12 protein-coding genes are annotated in these 17,528 nt (G+C 71.8%); 1 reads left to right on the top strand and 11 read right to left on the bottom strand.

Features of this window, described 5'->3' with window-relative positions:
• Positions 1–24: 24 nt before the first annotated feature.
• From G9C85_RS08585 to cobN, 11 genes are all read right to left on the bottom strand, one after another.
• The gene (locus tag G9C85_RS08585; RefSeq protein ID WP_166038839.1) at positions 25–393 is read right to left on the bottom strand and encodes a hypothetical protein; all 369 of its coding nucleotides are present in this window, start codon (positions 391–393) and stop codon (positions 25–27) included.
• 145 nt (positions 394–538) lie between these two features.
• Positions 539–1,906 carry a glutamate dehydrogenase GdhB gene (gene gdhB / locus G9C85_RS08580; protein ID WP_166038837.1) on the bottom strand — a complete coding sequence of 456 codons (1,368 nt, stop codon included), beginning with the start codon at positions 1,904–1,906 and terminating at the stop codon, positions 539–541.
• Between the two features lies 1 nt (position 1,907).
• The gene (locus G9C85_RS08575; protein ID WP_166038835.1) at positions 1,908–2,051 is read right to left on the bottom strand and encodes a rubrerythrin-like domain-containing protein; all 144 of its coding nucleotides are present in this window, start codon (positions 2,049–2,051) and stop codon (positions 1,908–1,910) included.
• Between the two features lie 166 nt (positions 2,052–2,217).
• Complete coding sequence (locus tag G9C85_RS08570) at positions 2,218–5,106, bottom strand: bacterio-opsin activator domain-containing protein (protein ID WP_166038832.1); 2,889 nt, start codon at positions 5,104–5,106, stop codon at positions 2,218–2,220.
• Between the two features lie 228 nt (positions 5,107–5,334).
• A complete protein-coding gene (locus tag G9C85_RS08565; protein WP_166038830.1) occupies positions 5,335–6,567 on the bottom strand; it encodes an MBL fold metallo-hydrolase in 1,233 nt (410 codons plus the stop codon).
• A 91-nt stretch (positions 6,568–6,658) separates the two neighbouring features.
• Positions 6,659–7,330 (bottom strand): DUF502 domain-containing protein, encoded by a 672-nt coding sequence (locus G9C85_RS08560; RefSeq protein WP_166038829.1) that lies wholly within the window; start codon positions 7,328–7,330, stop codon positions 6,659–6,661.
• An 82-nt stretch (positions 7,331–7,412) separates the two neighbouring features.
• Positions 7,413–8,732 carry a cobyrinic acid a,c-diamide synthase gene (locus tag G9C85_RS08555; protein WP_166039010.1) on the bottom strand — a complete coding sequence of 440 codons (1,320 nt, stop codon included), beginning with the start codon at positions 8,730–8,732 and terminating at the stop codon, positions 7,413–7,415.
• Between the two features lie 20 nt (positions 8,733–8,752).
• Entirely contained in the window at positions 8,753–9,541 is a 789-nt protein-coding gene (locus G9C85_RS08550) for a CbiX/SirB N-terminal domain-containing protein (RefSeq protein ID WP_166038827.1), read from the bottom strand.
• A gap of 167 nt (positions 9,542–9,708) precedes the next feature.
• Positions 9,709–10,542 (bottom strand): cobalt-precorrin-7 (C(5))-methyltransferase, encoded by an 834-nt coding sequence (locus G9C85_RS18860; RefSeq protein WP_166038825.1) that lies wholly within the window; start codon positions 10,540–10,542, stop codon positions 9,709–9,711.
• Positions 10,539–11,234, bottom strand: coding sequence for a precorrin-8X methylmutase (locus G9C85_RS18855; protein WP_166038822.1), 696 nt, complete (start codon positions 11,232–11,234; stop codon positions 10,539–10,541). Before G9C85_RS18855 ends, G9C85_RS18860 begins: the two co-directional genes overlap by 4 nt.
• Positions 11,231–15,097, bottom strand: coding sequence for a cobaltochelatase subunit CobN (cobN, locus tag G9C85_RS08535; protein ID WP_166038820.1), 3,867 nt, complete (start codon positions 15,095–15,097; stop codon positions 11,231–11,233). The genes G9C85_RS18855 and cobN overlap by 4 nt, the downstream gene beginning before the upstream one ends.
• A 34-nt stretch (positions 15,098–15,131) precedes the next feature.
• Here cobN and G9C85_RS08530 point away from each other — a divergent pair, with 34 nt between their 5' ends.
• A complete protein-coding gene (locus G9C85_RS08530) occupies positions 15,132–17,420 on the top strand; it encodes a VWA domain-containing protein (protein WP_166038818.1) in 2,289 nt (762 codons plus the stop codon).
• Positions 17,421–17,528 lie beyond the last annotated feature (108 nt).

The raw sequence follows: 17,528 nt of genomic DNA, 5'->3' as shown, positions 1-17,528 counted from the left end.
GTGCGTTCGCGAGCGATCCAGCAGTCAGGCGGTGCGTTCGCGAGCGATCCAGCCGCCGGCGAACGCGAGCGCGGCGACGACTCCGGCGACGCCGAGTACCGTCGTGGTGGAAAGCGAGACGGCGCCGACGTAGACGACCGCGGCGACGGGGAGGAGGCTGAGTCCGGCAGCGCCGACCGCGTCGACCGCCCACCGCGATGGCCCCGCGAGCTCCTCGACGAACAGCGCCACCGCGACGAAGACCGCGAGTGCGGCGAGCGCGCCCGCGCCGACCCCGACGATGCCCGCGCCGACGTCCGCTCGCGGCGCGAGCGCTTCGACGACCGCGACGGCGACGACGCCGAACGCGACCACGGCCGACCCCGCGGCGACGAGGAGACGGTGGAGTACCATGGTTACTGTGACGCGTCGAACGGTCAAATAGCTCGACCGTGACTCTCGCGGGGCGAGAACCGGCGTCCGCGCCGCGGTAGCGACTTCCGGCCAGAGGCCGCGCGTCGGTCGCGACCGGCGGTCCGAGGCCGCGCGTCGGTCGTGCCTACGGCCAGAGGCCGCGGGTGGCGTGTGCTTCGGCCACGCGAGAGAGCGCGACGACGTACGCGGCGTCGCGCCACGTCACGTCGCGCGCCTCGTGCTCTTCGCGGACGCGATGCCACGCCGACAGCATCTCCGCGTCGAGTTCCTCGTGGACGCGTTCGAGGCTCCACTTCCGGCGGTTGATGTCCTGGAGCCACTCGAAGTAGCTCACGGTGACGCCGCCGGCGTTCGCGAGGATGTCCGGAATCACCGGAATATCGCGCTCGGCGAACACCTCGCCTGCGCCGCTGGTCGTCGGGCCGTTCGCGCCCTCGACGATCAGGTCCGCCGCGACGTCGTCCGCGTTCTCCACCGTCAGCACGTTCCCGACCGCGGCCGGGACGAGGACGTCGACGTCCAGTTCGAGGAGTTCTTCGTTCGAGAGCGTCGCGGGCGCGTCGTGGCCCATGACCGCCTCGGGCTGTTCGCCGTGGGACTGCACGGCGTGCGTGTCCAGGCCGCTCTGGTCGTAGATCGCGCCGTTCACGTCGCTGACCGCGACCACGCTCGCGCCCCACTCGTCGAGGAGGCGCGCGGCGTTCGCGCCGACGCTTCCGAACCCCTGGATTGCGACCGTCGTCTCCGCGAGGTCCTTCCCGTAGTACTCGACCGCTTCCCGAGTGACGAGCGCGACGCTTCGTCCAGGTGCTCCGTCCCGGCCCTCGCTCCCGCCGACGACGGGCGGCTTCCCGGTGACGACGCCGGGCGTCGTCTCGCCCTCCTGCATCGAGTACGCGTCCATCAGCCACGCCATCGTCTGCGGGGTCGTCCCCATGTCGGGCGCGGGAATGTCCGTGTTCGGCCCGATGACGTCACGGAGTTCGCCCGCGAACCGGCGCGTGAGGCGCTCTGTCTCGTCGTCGCTGAGGGACTTCGGGTCGACGGCCACGCCGCCCTTCGCGCCGCCGAACGGGATGTCCATGACCGCGCACTTCCACGTCATCCACATCCCCAGCCCCACGCACTCGTCGCGCGTGACGTCGGGATGGTACCGGAGTCCGCCCTTGAACGGCCCGCGGACGCTGTCGTGCTGCGCGCGGTAGCCCGTGAACAGGTCGACGCTTCCGTCGTCGCGCTCCACGGGAACCGTCACCTCGTGGACGGCCTTCGGGTACTTGAGTCGGTCGACGATGTGCTGGTCGACGTCGACGAGCGCCGCGGCCTGCTGGAGCTGCCGGCGCGCCGTCTCCAGCGCCGACTCCGTCTCGGTCTCGTCGTCCACGTCGTCGGCCTCGGTCGATCCGTCGACGCCGTCGCTCGCGATCTCGTCCCCGCCGGTCGATTCGTCGACGCCGTCTGTCTCGTCGTCCGTGGTCGTGGTCGAAGCCATCTTACTCTATGGGCGTCCGTCGATTGCGTAACGATCCCGCGCAGTCCGGGCACGCGCCGGGGTTGTCCTCGGCGACGACGACGCTCCCGCATTCGAAACACTCGTACGGCGACGCTTCGCTCGGATCGTGGTCTACGTCTCTCATGGTGTGTGGGGAGCACGCCGCGAACCGCGGGTGCTCTACGACCCACTAGCGGCGACGGCGGTGAGTAGGTGGCAGTTGGTCACCGAACCCCTCGGCGCGAGTGGGGTTTAGTAGTAAAGTCCACGCTGGGGCGAGTGGCTGGGTCGCGCACCGGAGGGCAGTCGAGTCACGCGCTGGCTGGCGGCGAGACGGGGACGTGGTCGTCGACGAGCGCGGCGAAGAGCTTCCGCTGGACGGTTCGCACGTGCTGGTAGAACGCCTGCGGCGAGATGCCCAGCGAGTCCGCGACCACGTCCCCGGTACACTGGCGCGGCGACTCGAAGAACCCGCTGTAGTACGCGGTCTCCAGGACCTCTAACTGACGGTCGGTCAGGCGGTCGAGGACGGTCGCGTAGAACCCGTGCTCGCTCGCCTGCGAGCGCGTCTGCTTCGACGCGAGTTCGGCGTCGTCGAACCGCTCCTCGACGACGCGCGTGACGCGCCTGACGTCGACGCTCTCGGGCACGTCCACGGTCAGCGTCGTCCCCGCCGCCGTCGCCTCGATCCGGCTGACGACCGCGCCGTAGTCGGCGAACTCGGCGGCGACGAACGGCCTAGAGAGCCCGAGTCGGAGCACGCCACCGGTCTCGCCGCCGGCCATTCGATGGACGTCGTCGACGCCGACGACGTCCCGTGCGGCCGCCACGACGTCGTCGACGGGCGCGTCCTCGACGGTCACGAACACCTGGGTTCCCGTCGCCGTCTGCTGGACGCCGCCCTCGTACGTGACCGTGCAGTCAGCGGCGCGCGCGAGCGCGGCGAGGACGAACGAGCGGTCCTCGACCGCGAACTCCACGCGCGTCATCGACGTCGTCAGTAGCGCTCGCTTGCGTTCGCTCGCGCTGATCGCGGCCGCGATCGTCTCCGCGAGCTCCTCGAGGACGGTCCGTATCGTCTCGTCGAACGCGTCCGGCGTCTCCGCGTACACCGTCAGCACGCCGTGCGTGACGTCGTCGTACGCGAGCGGGATGCTCAGGACCGAGAGGAAGTCGCGAGCGAGCGCGTCCTTCCGCCAGGGTGCCACGCGGAGGTCCGTGGCGACGTTCGACACCTTCGTCGCGCGCTGGGTCGCCGCCGTCCGCCCGGCCGGCTCCACGTGGTGGGCGTCGACGTCGAACGAGACGGCGTCCAGGTAGCCCTCGTCGGCGCCCGCCCACGCGCGCGGCTCGACGACGTCGCCCGTCCCGTCGACGCTCCCGACCCAGGCGAACCGGAACCGGTCGTCGGCCGTCAGGAGGTCGCAGACCGTGTGGTCGATCTCCTCGCGCGTCTCCGCGCGCACGAGCGCCTGGTCGATCTCGCGGATCGTCTCGTTGATCCGGTTCAGCGCCGTGAGTTCGTCGTTTCGCGCCTGGAGTTCGCGGTCCTGCTCGCGGAGCCGGCTCTCGCGACTGACGCGGTCGAGCGCGGCCTCGGCCGTCGCGGCGAGCAGGTCCGCGAGTTCGCGCGCGACGTCGTCGAACGCGCCGACGTCCGTCGACCCGGCGACGAACACGCCGTGACTCCCGAGCGGGATGTACGTCGTGCTCCGGAGCTCCGTCGCGGGGTTCGCGAGCCGGTCGGCGTCGTGGACATCGTCGAAGAACAGCGATTCGTCCTCGACGAAGCTGTAGCTCGTCAGGTCGCGGCCGTCGGCGTGTACGGTCGGGAGCGGGCCGTGCGCCTCGCGCATCCCCTGCGAGTACGCGGCCGGCTCGAGGTGGTTCTCCTCGGCGTCGAACAGGTACACCGCGCTCGCGTCCAGGTCGAGCACGCTCGCGGCGTCGTCGACGACCTGCTGGGCGATCTCGCGGTGCGTGCCCGCGTACAGGAAGTCCCGCGCCGTCTCCTGGAGCGTCGCGAGCGCCTCCTCGCGCTGCTTGCGCTTCGTGATGTCGCGGCAACTGTAGAGGAGCCGGCCGTCCTGGATCGACACCTCGCGGACGTTCACGAGGAGCGTGTGCTCGCGCCCGGCCTTGTCGATCGCCGTGCACTCGATGTTCTTCAGGACGCCCGTCTCCGCGAGTTCCTCGCGGTCGAAGAGGTCCTCGCCGAGGAGCGCGTCGATGCCGCCGAGGTCGCGGATCTCGTCGGCGCCGTACCCGAAGATGAAGTGCGCGTTCGGGCAGACGTACGTGTACTCGCCGTCCTCGTCGGTGATGAGGACGGTGTCGGTCATGTTGTTGAGCGTGACGCGATGGAGTTCCTCGGACCGGCGGAGGTCGCGCTCCAGGTCGACGCGCTCGGAGATGTCGACGCCCTCGACGACGACGGAGACGAGACGACCGCGTTCGTCAGTGACGGGCCGCGCCGAGAGCTCGACGACGCGACCGCCGTCGACGCCCTCGCGGAGGACGACCGCGTGCCCGAACGAGCCGCCGAGCGCGGTCTCGACGATCCGCCGGACGTCGGCCCGGTCGTCCGCCGCGTCCGTCCACCACGGGAGCGTCCAGAGCGGTTCGCCGACGATGTCGTCGACGTCGGCGTCGACGACCTCCCGCGCGGTCTGGTTGACGCGCTCGAGCGTGCCGTCGGGCGCGAGCACCCACGTCGCGGTGCGGTCGTCGTGGAAGATCGCGTCGAACTGGCGGGCGCGATCGCGGCGCGTCCGGGACCGGCGAGCGGCCCGGATCGCACGGTCGGTGCGCTCGAGGACGTCGTCGACGACGGCGTCGGACGGGGCGTCGACGGCGACGTACCCGGTGACGCCGGCGGCGGTCGCCTCGCTCGCGAGCGCCTCGCTCCCGTTCTCCGCCCCGAGGAGGACGGGGAGCGTCGCGGTGCGGTCGCGGACGGCCCGGAGGAGCTCGATGCCGGTCCCGTCCTCGAGCGCGTTCTCGGTGACGACGGCGTCGACGTCGCTGGACTCGAGGACGTCGAGCGCCGCCGAGTTCGCGGTCGCTCGTTCGACCGTCGCGGCGGTTCGCTCCTCGAGTGCGGCGGCGAGCGTCGTCGTCCAGTCGGCCGCGCCGACGACGAGGACGGTCGCCGCGTCGAGGACGGACGCGGCGTCGAGGGTTTCGTGATTCGTGGACATTTGTAGGGTACGTCGGAACCGGGAACAGCCAGCAGTCGCGCCGATGCACGTTCGCGGTGGCGTCCGGTGCGCGTTCGCGGTGGCGTCCGGTGCGCGTTCGCGGTGGCGTCAGGTGCGCGTTCGAAGTTGCGTCCCGGTAACCGTCCCGGACGGTTAACCTACCCCCTTTACTTCTAAACCCACGAGATGGAGTGACGTTTACTAATCAACTGGGGGTGGGCGAGGAGGTCACAGCGTCGCGGTGTCGCCGACTGCGGGCGCGCTCGCGTCGTAGCCGTCCGCGCGGAGGTCGGCGGCGAAGCGCTCGCAGTCGTCGCCGTGGTTCACGAGCACCCGTGCGTCCCGGTAGTCGTCGAGGAACGCCCGCAATCCGGCTTCGTCGGCGTGCGCGGAGAAGTCGTACTGCTCGACCTGCGCGCTCACGGGCATCCGGCGGCCGTCGAACTCGGCGCTCCCGGTCTCCAGGAGGTCGCGGCCGGGCGTTCCCTCGACCTGGTACCCCGTCATCGTCACCTTGTTCGTCGGGTTCGCGCGGATCTCCGGGACGTACGTCATCGCGGGGCCGCCCGAGAGCATCCCGCTCGTGGTGACGATGGCGGCCTTCTGGTCCGTGATGCGCTTGCGCTGGCCGTCGCGGCCGGTGACGAACCGGGCGTGGCTGGTCGCGCGCTTGAGGGCGTCGGCGTCTCGGACGAAGTCCGGGTGGTGGCCGAGCATCCGCGTGACGTCCTTCCCCATCCCGTCGACGTAGCAGGGGACGTCGTGGGCGTCGCAGACGAGGAGCAGCTCCTGCGTGCGACCGATCGCGAACGCGGGAACGACCACCGTCCCGCCCTCCCAGAGCGTCTCCTGGACGCTCTCGACGAACCGCGACTCGACGTCGCTCCGGGGGTCGTGCTCGACGCCGTAGTACGTCGACTCGCAGATCACCGCGTCGGCGTCCGGCCGCGCGGTCGTCCCCGGCACCAGTCGCTGATCGTCCACGTGGAAGTCACCGGTGTAGAGCAGTCGCGTGTCGTCGTCCTCCACCAGGACGTGCGCGCTGCCGGGGATGTGGCCGGCGTCGAAGAACGTCACCTCGTACCCGGCCGCGGTGAACGTCTCCCCGTAGCCGTGCGTGCGCGACACCTGCGTGAGTCGCTGCACGTCCGTCTCCGTGAACGGGCACTGGAGGGTGCCGCCGTGCAGTTTCAGCGTGTCCCGTGCGAGCGTGAGCGCGAGTTCGCGCGTCGGCGGCGTCCAGTGCACGGGCGGGCGGTCGCTCCCCGATAGCAGCGCGGGGACCGCGCCTGCGTGATCGAGGTGGCCGTGGGAGACGACGACCGCGTCCGGCGTCGGCGTCTCGATCGGCGTCCGCATCGGATTCCCCGTCAGCAGTCCGAAGTCAAGCAGGAGCGAGTCGTCGACGAGGACGGCACTCCGCCCCACTTCGCGCGCGCCGCCGAGGAATCGGACGTCCATGCTGTGTCGTCCGAGGAGAGTCGCCACGGGCACTTGCGTTCGTCGCTCCGGGCCGCACGCTCCGGGTCGCGCTCGAACCGCCGTCACGGACCTACGCGAGGTCGTCGGCGTCAACGCCGGGGAGCGACCCGGGATCGGTCGCGACGGGTGCGGCGTCGTCGGTCGCGGCGCCGGTGGTGACGATGAGGCGCATGCCGCGGCGGACACTCATGTCGATCTCGTGGACTTGCTCTTCGGGGAGGAGGACGAGGCGGCCGGCGGTCGGGTTCGGGCTGTTCGGGAGGAAGACGTTGTACGTCTCGCCGCCGACGTGGTCCTCGACGGGGTCGGGGCTCTCGCCGGTGACGAGTCCGATTGAGTAGATGCCCTCGCGGGGGTACTCGACGAGGACGACGCTCTCGTAGGCGGTGTTGCGTTCGACGAGCGAGTCCGCGACCTGCCGGATGCTCCCGTAGATCGTGGAGACGAGCGGGATGACGTTCACGACCCGGCCGACGTTCCCGAACAGGTGCCGGCCGATGCTCTTCTTCGCGAGGTAGCCGAGGACGGTGATCGACGTGAGGATGAGGACGACCGCGAGCAGCTGTGCGGCGACCTCGTCGTTCCCCGTGTACTGGGTGAGTCGCGTCCCCTGGACGACGGGGTTGACGAACTGGAGCGACCAGTTCACGAGGATCTGGACGATGTACGCGGTGAGGACGAGGGGTGCGAGGAGGAGCAGCCCGGAGACGAAACTGCTCTTGAGTGCGTCGGTGAGTCGCATACGTGCCGTTGCCGGTCGGGCGTTGAAAGCGATGGTGGCTCGGGGACGGTCCGGGCTCGCGTGCCAGCGCGCGTCGGCGCTGTCAGAGCGCGTCGACGAACGCGTCGAACGCGCCGCTCTCGGGGTGACAGTGACAGTACGTGCCGAGCGTTCGGTACTCGGTGAGGCCGTCGCGGCCGTCGTCGATGCCGTCGCCGCGGACGACGTCGAACGCGAACCGGGCGTCGGCGGCGACGTCCGCGCTGGAGTAGTGGAACTCGTGGCCGCGACGCGTCTCGCCGACGCTGGCGGTGACGGCGTCGGTGCGCGCGCGGAGTTCGACGTGGTCGAGCGCCTGGTAGCGGTCGTGCATGCGGACGTCGGCGGGGAGGACGCCCGCCATCGAGCGAGCGTCGCCGTCGGTCGTGGTGAGCGTCTCGGCGAGCGCCATCAGGCCGCCGCACTCGCCGAGGACGGGGGTGCCGTCGGTGGCCGCGGCGTGGATGCCTTCGAGCGCGGGCGAGTCCGCGAGCGCGTCGGCGTGGAGTTCGGGGTAGCCGCCGGGGAGGTAGACGCCGTCGCAGTCGGGGAGGGCGTCGCCGGCGGTCGGCGCGAACGAGACGACGTCCGCGCGCTCGCGGAGCCGTTCGACGGTCGCGGGGTACGCGAACCGGAACGCGTCGTCGCGCGCGACCGCGACCGTCGCGTCCACCGACTCTACCCTGCCTGCCGCGTCCGCCGAGCCGTCCGCGTCGACGGGACGGGGCGGGGTGCGTGCGAGGTCGAGGATGCGGTCGGTCCGGACGTGTTCGGCGGCGGCGTCGAGCGCGTCGTCGTCGAGCGGCGCTTCGTCGCCCATGTGGAGGCCGAGGTGGCGGTCGGGGACCTCGAGGTCGTCGGTCGGCGGGATGCGCCCGAGGTACTCGAGGTCGTCGGGGAGCGCGTCGCGGATGCCGGCCTCGTGGCGGCCGCCGTGGGCGCGCTGTGCGAGGACGCCCGCGACGTCGACGTCGCGGTCGGCGACCCGGGCGTACCGTCGGAAGCCGAGCGCGGTCGCGGCGACGCTCTCCATCCCGGCCTTCGCGTCGACGACGAGGACGACGGGGAGGTCGAGGGATTCGGCGACCATCGCGGTGCTGGAGGCGTCGCCGTCGTACAGGCCCATGACGCCCTCGACGACGCAGACGTCGCCGTCGCCCCGGTGGTAGTTCCGACGGAGGCCGTCCTCGCCCTGGAGCCAGCGGTCGAGCGTGCGCGACGGCTTCCCGGCGACCTGCGCGTGGTGACTGGGGTCGATGAAGTCGGGACCGGCTTTCGCGGGCTGGACGTCGTACCCCGCTTTCTGGAGCGCGCGGACGACGGCGAGCGTGGCGACGGTCTTGCCGACGCCGGAGCGCGTGCCGCCGAGGACGACGCCTCTCATGCTGCCGCCGTCGGTCGCGCTCACCGTCGACCGCCCTCGCCGTCGGTCGCGACCCGCCGGCGGGACGCGGGCAGGTCGACGTCGAACGTCGCGGTACTGGGGGCGTCGCCGGGCGCGAGCGCGCGCTGCTTTCGGACCTCGGCCTCGACGGCGTCCGTGACTCGCGGGTGGGTGCCGTAGGGGTCGGCGTACGCGATTCCGCCCCGATCGAGTTCGAGTTCGTCGGGGATGCGGCGCTCGGTCGCCTCGGTCCGCGCGAGGAAGAGGGGGACGGCGACGGCGCGCGGGTTCGTGGTGGCGTAGCGGACGCACTCGACGGCGGGGTTCTGGAGGAGGTAGCACGTGCGGACCTCGCCGTACGCGGTGCGCTCGCGGAGTCGGGCGGCGTGGTAGTCCGCGGTCTGTCGGTGGTAGGGCTGGGAGCCGCTGCCGAAGGCGACGAGGACGAGCGAGCCGTCCGCGGCGGCGTCGACCTCGGCGGCGGCGCGGTCGGCGACGACCTCGGTGACGGCGGGACTCCGCCCGAGGGGTTCGCCGTAGCGGACGTCGCCCGGGATCGCGGAGAGGGCGGCGGGGACGGCGTCGAGCGTGTCGTGAGTGTGGGCGGTACACATCGGGACGGCGTACACGGTATCGGCCGCGATGGACTCGAACCGGTCGCGGAGCTCGCGGTCGGGCTCGCGGTCGTAGGTCGCCACGGCGACGTCGTCGACGAGTTCGCGTCGTTCGAGCCGTGCGGCGTGCGTTTCCAGCACCTCGTTGGCGTTTCTCGCGTCGCGGCCGATGAGCAGGAGTGTTTCGGATGTCATGGAGCGCCCGTTATACAATTGGACTTGAATTAGACCAATCTGGCTTGCTAAATCGGTTGGTGCGAACCGGCAAATAAGTTTTGGTGCGGTCGATCGCGGGAAGGAAGGCTCCGATCGAATCGAGGAGAGACGGCCCGACACGTCGAGAACGCCTGTTCTGGACGGAACTACGCCGTCCGTACCGCCAGCACCGAGAGGTCGGAGAACCGCGAGTCCGCCGCCGTCGAGTTCACGCTCTGGTCGCCAGTCGAATCGCTCTCGTCGCTGGGAGTGTTCTCGCCGCCGCCGGCGAGTGCGGCGAGGTCGCCGAGCGTCGTCGCGGTGACGGACTCGTCGGCGTGCGTGAGGCGCTCCAGGACGAGCGCGGGCAGCGACGGTGACGCCCCCGCGTCGAGGAGGTCGGCGGCGACGTCCTCGGGCATCCAGTCGTAGGGGCGCGGGAGCACGAGCAGGTGTCGATCGCCGACGTCGGCGCGCAACCGCTCCAGGCCCGGGGTCAGGTCGCCGCTCTTGTGCAGCGTCACGAACGTCGTCGCCTCCATCGACGTGCGGGCGCGACTCGCCGCCACCTGGAGCGACGAGATACCCGGAATCACGCGCACCGGCGGGTCGACGGCCGCCTGCACCTTCCCGACGAACTGGTAGCCGGAGTGGTTCGGGTCGCCCATCAGGACGGCCGTTCCCGACTCGCCGGCCGCCACGCGCTCGGCGAACGCGTCCAGGGTCTCGGCCTCGTCGCGGTACCCGCAGGTGAGCGCGTCGCCCTCGACGCGGTCCGCGACGACGTCGACGACCGTCTCGAACCCGACGACGACGTCCGCCTCGCGGATCGCGCGCTCGGCGCGCGGCGTCAAGAACTCGGGGTTCCCCGGGCCGACGCCCACGGCGAACACGGGGTCCGCGTCCCCGTCGGTCGTCCCCGTGGCGCCCACGGACTCCGGTGCGGCCGCGGCGACCGCAGCCGGGTCCGGGCCCGCGTCGAGGTCGTACGCGTCGGTCACGACAGGTCGACCTCTCCGTTCCGGGCGTCGCTCGCGACGTGCACGAGCTCGTTCGCCAGCCCCGCGGCGAGCCCGCTCCCGCCGCGTCGACCGACGTTCGTGACGGCGGGCACGTCGTGCTCGCTCGCGACCTCGCGCAGTCGCTCGCGGCTCTCGGCGGCCTTCACGAACCCGACGGGCGTGGCGACGACGACCGCGGGCCGCGTGCCGTCGGCGATGCAGTCCGCGAGCGCGAGCGCCGCCGTCGGCGCGTTCCCGACCACGGCAATCGCGTCGTCGTAGACGCCCTCGCGGTCGAGTTCGAGCACCGACGCCGCGGTCCGGGTCATCCCCGTCTCCGCGGCCAGTTCCGCGCCGTTCCCGATCGCCTTCCGCACCGGACAGTCGTGGCCGCGGCCCGTGATTCCCTCCTTCACCATCGTGATGTCCGTCACGATCGGTCGTTCGTCGAGCACGGCGCGAGCGCCCGCCCGCACCGGCTCGGAGTCGTCCTCGCCCGTGAACCGGACGAGGTGCTGGAACTCGGGGTCGCCGGTCGCGTGCACGCTCTTCTGGCGGACGCGGTCGGCGAGCGTCTCGTCCAGGACGAGTTCGCGGACGCGGTCCATGCTCGTCGTCGCGATCTCCATCGCGTTCTCCGTCGTCGCACCGAGGTCCGCGTGCGCCTCGAAATCGTCGTCGTCGTCGGTCATCGCGCACCTCCATCCGTGACCGTGGGCGCGGTCCGCGCTTCGACGTCGCGGTCGACCTCGAGGTTCAGGTCCCGGAGCCGGTCGACCACGTCGTCGGCGGCGTCCCAGAGGCCGCGGTCGACGGCCTCCAGCAGCGTGTCCGTGATGGACTCGAGCGCCCACGGGTTCACGTCGCGCATCCACTCCTGGCGGTCGTCGTCGAACGCGTACTTCTCCGCGACGCTCGACCAGAGCGCGTCGCTGACGACGCCCGTGGTCGCGTCCCATCCGAGGACGACGTCGACCGTCGACGACAGGTCGCCCGCGCCCTTGTAGTCGTGCTCGGTCATGCTGTCGAGCCACTCGGGGTTGAGGACGCGAGCGCGCATCGCCTTCCGGACCTTCTCCTCGTTCGTGTACACGTCGACGCGCTCGGGGTCGCTCGAGTCCCCGACGTAGCTCGCGGGCTCCTCGCCCGCCGTCTCCGCGACGGCGGTGATGAACCCGCCGTGGAACGCGTACCAGTCCGAGGAGTCGAACTCGTCCTGCTCGGCGGTGTCCTCTATCTTCACCGTGGCGTCGACGTTCCCGAGCCGACGCTCGAACGCGTCGTGCGCCTCGGTGACCTTTCCGCGCGACCCCATCGCGTAGCCGCCCCACTGCACGTACACCTCGGCGAGGTCGCTCCGGTCGTCCCAGTTCCCCTCGTCGACGGCCTTGTTCGTGCCCGCGCCGTAGCCGCCGGGGCGCGTCGTGAACACGCGATGGCGCGCTGCGGCCGCGGCGTCCTCGACGCCCTGCGCTTCGAGCTCCGCCTCGTCCTCCTCGACGTGCTTCTTCACGTAGTTCAGCTCGTGCGGCTCGTCGAGGGCGACGACGGCGTCGACGGCATCGTGCACGACGCTCGCGGCCTGCGGGAACGCGTCCCGGAACAGCCCGGAGACCCGCGTCGTCACGTCGATCCGGGGCCGGTCGAGTTCCTCGAGCGGGATAGGTTCGACGTCGTCGACGCGCCCGGCGTCGGTCCACTCGGGTTCGACGCCCATCAGCGCCAGTACCTGCGCGATGGTCTCCCCGCGGGTGCGCACCGTCGGCGTCCCCCACGCGACCACGCCGACCTCCTCGGGGTACTCTCCCTCGTCCTCCATGTGGCGTTCGGCCACGCCGTCGGCGACCTGCTTGCCGACGTGCCACGCCGAGCGCGCGGGCACCTTCCGGGGGTCGAGCGTGTAGAAGTTCCGCGCCGTGGGTAGCAGGTCGACGCCGCCGCGCGTCGGCGCGCCGCTCCCGCCCGGCGGGACGTACTCCCCGTCGAGCGCGTCCGCGGTACGCGGGACCTCGGCGCTCGCCCCGTCGACGCGCGGCTGCGCCTCCTCGCAGACGAACCGGAGGACCTCCCGCAGGGCGCCGTGCGCACCGCTCTCGGCTCGGCCGTCGCCGAGCGGGTCGAGGTCGACGACGAGGAGGTTCCAGTTGATCGCCTCGGCGTCGAAGCCGCTCGCGGCGAGGTGCTCGACGAGTTCGAGACACGTCTCGTACACCTCGTCGGCGGCCTCGGCGTACGTCATCCCGAGGTCGTCTGCGTAGGTGCCGGGTTCGTCGAGCATCCGCTCGTGGTCGACGCCGAGCACGCCAGCGACGCTCTCCCGGAGACTCGGCGCGCCCGGGTTCTCCAGCCTCGTGAGCGCGACGAGGTACTCGACGAGGCGCTCGCCCTCGGGGGGCTCGCTCAGCGTGTGCAGCCCCATCCGGATCTGCGTCGTCTTCACGTCCGTGACGTACTCGTGGACGCGCTCGACGAGCTCCTCGACGTCGACGCTATCGCCCGCAACTTCGCCTTCCGCGAGCGTCGTTCCAGCCTCCTCGGGACCGCGGACGTCCACCTTCTCCTCGACGTCGCCCTCGATGCCGAGTTCGAGTGCGAGGTCGAGTTCGTGGACGAGTTCGCGGAGGCGGTCGGCGAGCGCCTCGCCGTCGTCGCTGCGGGCGTCCTCCATGCCGGCCTCGCGGTACCGGGAGGCGAGCTCCTCGAGTTCGGCGAGTTCGTCGTACGCGCCGGCGTTGCGCATCACCGGCGTCAGGTAGTCGACGACGGCGGCGTACGACCGGCGCTTGGCCTGCGTGCCCTCCCCGGGGTTGTTCACGATGTAGGGGTAGACGTTCGGGAGGTCGTCGACGAGCTGGTCGGGCGCGCTCTCGCCGTCGAGGCCGACGGTCTTCCCGGGGAGCCACTCCAGGCTCCCGTGCGTGCCGAGGTGGACGACCGCGTCCGCCGCGAACCGCTCACGGAGCCACGCGTAGAACGCGACGTAGTCGTGGGGCGGCTGGAGCGCCGAATCGTGGTACACCTTCGACGGGTCCATCCCGAACCCGCGCGGCGGCTGCACGGTCACGAGGACGTTCCCGAACTCGACGCCGGGAATCGCGAACGGGCGATCGGGCGGGTCGCCCCACTCGTCGACCACGTGCTCCTGGAACCGGTCGTCGAGGTCGTCGAACCAGTCTCGATACTGCCCGGAGTCGACGACGTCGACGCTCAGGTCGCGGACGTCCTCGGGCGCGACCCACCGGTCGTCGAGCGTCAACTGGCTCGTGAGGTCGTCGACGAGCGCCTGCCCGCTCGGCGGCGTCTTCCCGTCGAGGTCGTATCCACGCGCCCCGAGTTCGTCGAGCAGGTTGACGGTGCTCTCGGGGGTGTCGAGGCCGAACGCGGTGCCGATGCCGTCGTCGCTCGGCGGGTAGTTGTGGAGAACGACCGCGACGCGCTTCTCGTCGTTCTCGAGGTAGCCGAGGCGCGCCCAGTTCGTGGCGAGGCGGGCGGCGTGGTCGACGCGGTCCTCGATCGGGAAGTGCTGTTTGGGCGCGGTGCCGATGCCGGCGTCGTCGTCGGTGCGTTCCTTCCCGCTGATGGGGTGCGTGATCACGTTCCCGTCGAACTCGGGGAGGGCGACGGAGAGCGCGAGTTCGAACCCCATGACGCCGGTGTCGCTGGCTTCGTACCGGGAGCGCGAGCGCATCGTCGTCACCGTCTGGAGGACGGGAACGCCGAGGCGGTCGAGGAACACCTCCTGGGCGCCCTCGCCCTCGTCGCTGGCCGACCGGCCGCGTTCGTCCATGGAGAGCGAGAACATGAACGACGAGAGCACGGCGTCGACGACCGGATTCCCGTCGTCGTCGACGAGCCACTCGTCGGTCACCCACTCGGCGTCTTCCTGCTCGTCGCTATCGGTCGCCGGGTTGCAGAAGATCGGGAGGGCGTTCGCGCCCTCGGCTTCGAGTGCGCGGACCTGCGCGTCGACGTACCGCGTGTTCTCGTGGGTCCAGTGGGACTCGTAGAACCACACCGCGACCGTCGGTCGGTCGGGGTCGAACGTCGCGACGAGCTCGTCGTAGCTCGCACCCGGGTGGTCGGGGTGGTAGACGCCCTCGGTCGGGAGCGCGACCGGTGCGTCGTACTCGCGGCCGGCGTCGTCGTCGGTCTCCCCGTCGGCGCTCGTCTCGTCGACGAGGAAGCGCAGGCAGTTCGCGACGTTCGCGGTGCCGCCCCGTTCTAAGTACTCGTAGACGGTCTCGCGCGTCTCGGCGTCGACGGTGGTGTCCTCGTGCGCGTAGGCGTCGCCGGTGGACTTGACGACGAGCGGGACGCCGGCGTCGCGGAGCGTCTCGACGACGTGCTCGTAGCCGGGCATGCTGTCCTCGGCGCCGTGCAGCCAGAGCACGACGGCGGTGGCGTCCTCGAGTTCGTCGAGGAAGTCGGCGACGTCGTCCTGGCCGTCGAGGTCGCTCTCGGAGCGAGCGACGAGGTCGGTGTCGACGCGCCCGGCCGCGCGCTGGACGGCGCCCAGTTCGTTCTCGGTCGCTGTGTACAGGCCGATCTGTGGCATAACGTTGTTAAACCTCTATTGTTCTACTACAACCATGATTGATTACGGTGGTCACAAAAAACCCTCGCACGCCCGCCGCGACCGGCCGGCGTTCGACGACGTCGTCGGCCAGCGCGAACTCAAGGAGGCGCTGCTCGCGGTCGCCGTCGACGACGACCTCGACGGTCTCCTCGTTCAGGGCGAGAAGGGCACGGCGAAGTCCACCGCCGTCCAGGGACTGGCCGACCTGCTCCCCGACCAGCGCGCCGTCGCCGACTGCGAGTTCGGCTGTCACCCCGAGGACCCGGCGCTCCAGTGCGCGGACTGCCAGTCTCGCGCGGACCCGCCGATGACGACGCGACCCGTGCCGCTCGTCACGCTCCCGCTCGGTGCGACCCGCGAGCGCGTCGTCGGCACGCTCTCCGTCTCCGACGCGCTCGACGGCGAGCACACGTTCGACCCCGGCCTGCTCGCGCGCGCCCACCGTGGCATCCTCTACGTCGACGAGGTGAACCTCCTCGACGACCACCTCGTCGACGTCCTGCTGTCCGCCGCCGCCAGCGGGGTCAACCGCGTGGAGCGCGACGGCGTCAGCGTCACCCATCCCGCCGCGTTCGCGCTCGTCGGCACGATGAACCCCGAGGAGGGCGACCTCCGCCCCCAACTCCGCGACCGCTTCGCGCTCCAGGCGACGGTCACCGGCTGCGACGCCGTCGACGACCGCGTCGCCATCATCGACCAGGCGCTCGACGACGATACGGCGGCCGTAGAACCCGACGACGACGGCAACGGCGACGACTCCCGCGAGCGACTGCTCGACGCCAGGACCCGCATCGACGACGTCTCGCTCTCCGGCGACCTGCGCGCCGAGGTCGCGGAACTCTGCCGGGACGCCGGCGTCGACGGCCACCGCGGCGACATCGCGACCGCCCGGACCGCACGCGCCCTCGCCGCACTCGACGGCCGCGACGTCGTCGAACGGGAGGACGTCGAGGCGGCCGCCCGGTACGCGCTCCCGCACCGCCTCCGCACCCAACCGTTCGAGGACGCCCCCGACGCCGCGGACGTGATCGACGAGCACTTCGAGGACGGTGACGGGGACGCAGGGGACGGCGACGACGGGGCGAACGGTGGCGAGGAGACGGGAGACGGCGACGCCTCGGCAGACGGCGACGGACGCGAGACCACCGACGACGCCGCGGACCCCGGCGGCGACGAAGGAGGGACGACCGCCGGCGACGCGGCCCCGGAGCCGGACGGTTCGGACGAGGGCGAGGGGACGGCCGGCGCGGCGACGCCGACGGCCGACGACGGCGAAAACACCGACGATGCGGCCGACGACGGCGAAAACACCGACGATGCGGCCGGCGACGGCGAGAAGCCGGGGGACGATACCGACGGGGACGCCTCGCAGGACGCGAGTCCGCGACCGCGGCAAGCGGGCGGTGATGGGCGCGAAGACGGCGGGTTCGAGGACGCCGACGCGGAGCGGCCGGATGCGGACGCGGACGACGAGGAGTCCGGGACGCCGCTGGTGGCGGGCCAGGAGCGCGCAGGCGTCGGCGAGGCGACCGCACCGGACCTCGAACCGCCGGACCCGGTCGGCGACGTCGGGTCCGGGAGCGGGTCGCGGGCCGCGAGGTCGCCGAGCGTGGACGCGACGGGGCCGCGGGTGCGGACCGAGCGGGCGGACGCGTCCAGTTCGAGCGTGGACGCTGCGGCGTCGGTGCGCGCGGCGAGCGCTCGCGGCGCGGACGCCGTCGAGTCCCGGGACCTGCGCGCGTCGGTCAGGGCGGGCGAGGCGTCGGCGCTCGTGCTGTTCGTCGTGGACGCGAGCGCGTCGATGCGGCCGGCGATGCGCGCGGCGAAGGGCACCGTGCTCGACCTGCTGGAGGACGCGTACCAGCACCGGGACGCCGTCGGGTTCGTCGCGTTCGCGGGCGAGGACGCCGAGGTGTTGCTGCCGCCGACGGACAGCGTCACGCTCGCCGCTCGGCACCTGAAGTCGCTGCCGACCGGCGATCGGACGCCGCTGCCGGCGGGCCTGCGGACGGCCGGTCGCGTGCTGGACCGTGCGGACCCGGCCGCGAGCGTCGTGGTCGTCGTGACCGACGGCCGGGCGAACGTCGCCGACGGAAGCCCGGTGGCGGCGACGCGGCGGGCGGCCCGCGGGCTCGCCGAGCGGGACGCGGCCGTCGTGGTCGTGGACGCCGGCGGCGACGAGCGCGCGACGGTGACGGATGCGCTCGTGGCGGCGAGCGACGGCGAGCGCGTACCGCTCTCGGCGCTCACGGCGGAGCGCGTGGACGCGACGGTCGCCGACGCGGCCGGTCGAGGGCCGTAGCTCGCCTCAACGACGCGGTCGGCCGCCGGTCGTAGCTCGCCTCAACGACGCGGTCGGCCGCCGGTCGTAGCTCGCCTCAACGACGCGGTCGGCCGACAGTCGAACAGA

Origin of the sequence: Halorubellus sp. JP-L1 (genome assembly GCF_011440375.1) — an archaeon.
Taxonomy (GTDB): domain Archaea; phylum Halobacteriota; class Halobacteria; order Halobacteriales; family Natrialbaceae; genus Halorubellus.
Note: the sequence above shows the minus strand (reverse complement) of the source record. Positions and strands in the feature narration are given on the sequence as shown.

Bases quoted from the DNA above. Each gene is read 5' to 3' on its own strand.
- G9C85_RS08560 (WP_166038829.1), bottom strand. From the start codon at position 7,330: ATGCGACTCACCGACGCACTCAAGAGCAGTTTCGTCTCCGGGCTGCTC.
- G9C85_RS08565 (WP_166038830.1), bottom strand. From the start codon at position 6,567: ATGGACGTCCGATTCCTCGGCGGCGCGCGCGAAGTGGGGCGGAGTGCC.
- G9C85_RS08530 (WP_166038818.1), top strand. From the start codon at position 15,132: ATGATTGATTACGGTGGTCACAAAAAACCCTCGCACGCCCGCCGCGAC.
- gdhB (WP_166038837.1), bottom strand. From the start codon at position 1,906: ATGGCTTCGACCACGACCACGGACGACGAGACAGACGGCGTCGACGAA.
- G9C85_RS08585 (WP_166038839.1), bottom strand. From the start codon at position 393: ATGGTACTCCACCGTCTCCTCGTCGCCGCGGGGTCGGCCGTGGTCGCG.
- G9C85_RS08575 (WP_166038835.1), bottom strand. From the start codon at position 2,051: ATGAGAGACGTAGACCACGATCCGAGCGAAGCGTCGCCGTACGAGTGT.
- G9C85_RS08555 (WP_166039010.1), bottom strand. From the start codon at position 8,732: ATGAGAGGCGTCGTCCTCGGCGGCACGCGCTCCGGCGTCGGCAAGACC.
- G9C85_RS08550 (WP_166038827.1), bottom strand. From the start codon at position 9,541: ATGACATCCGAAACACTCCTGCTCATCGGCCGCGACGCGAGAAACGCC.
- G9C85_RS18855 (WP_166038822.1), bottom strand. From the start codon at position 11,234: ATGACCGACGACGACGACGATTTCGAGGCGCACGCGGACCTCGGTGCG.
- G9C85_RS08570 (WP_166038832.1), bottom strand. From the start codon at position 5,106: ATGTCCACGAATCACGAAACCCTCGACGCCGCGTCCGTCCTCGACGCG.
- cobN (WP_166038820.1), bottom strand. From the start codon at position 15,097: ATGCCACAGATCGGCCTGTACACAGCGACCGAGAACGAACTGGGCGCC.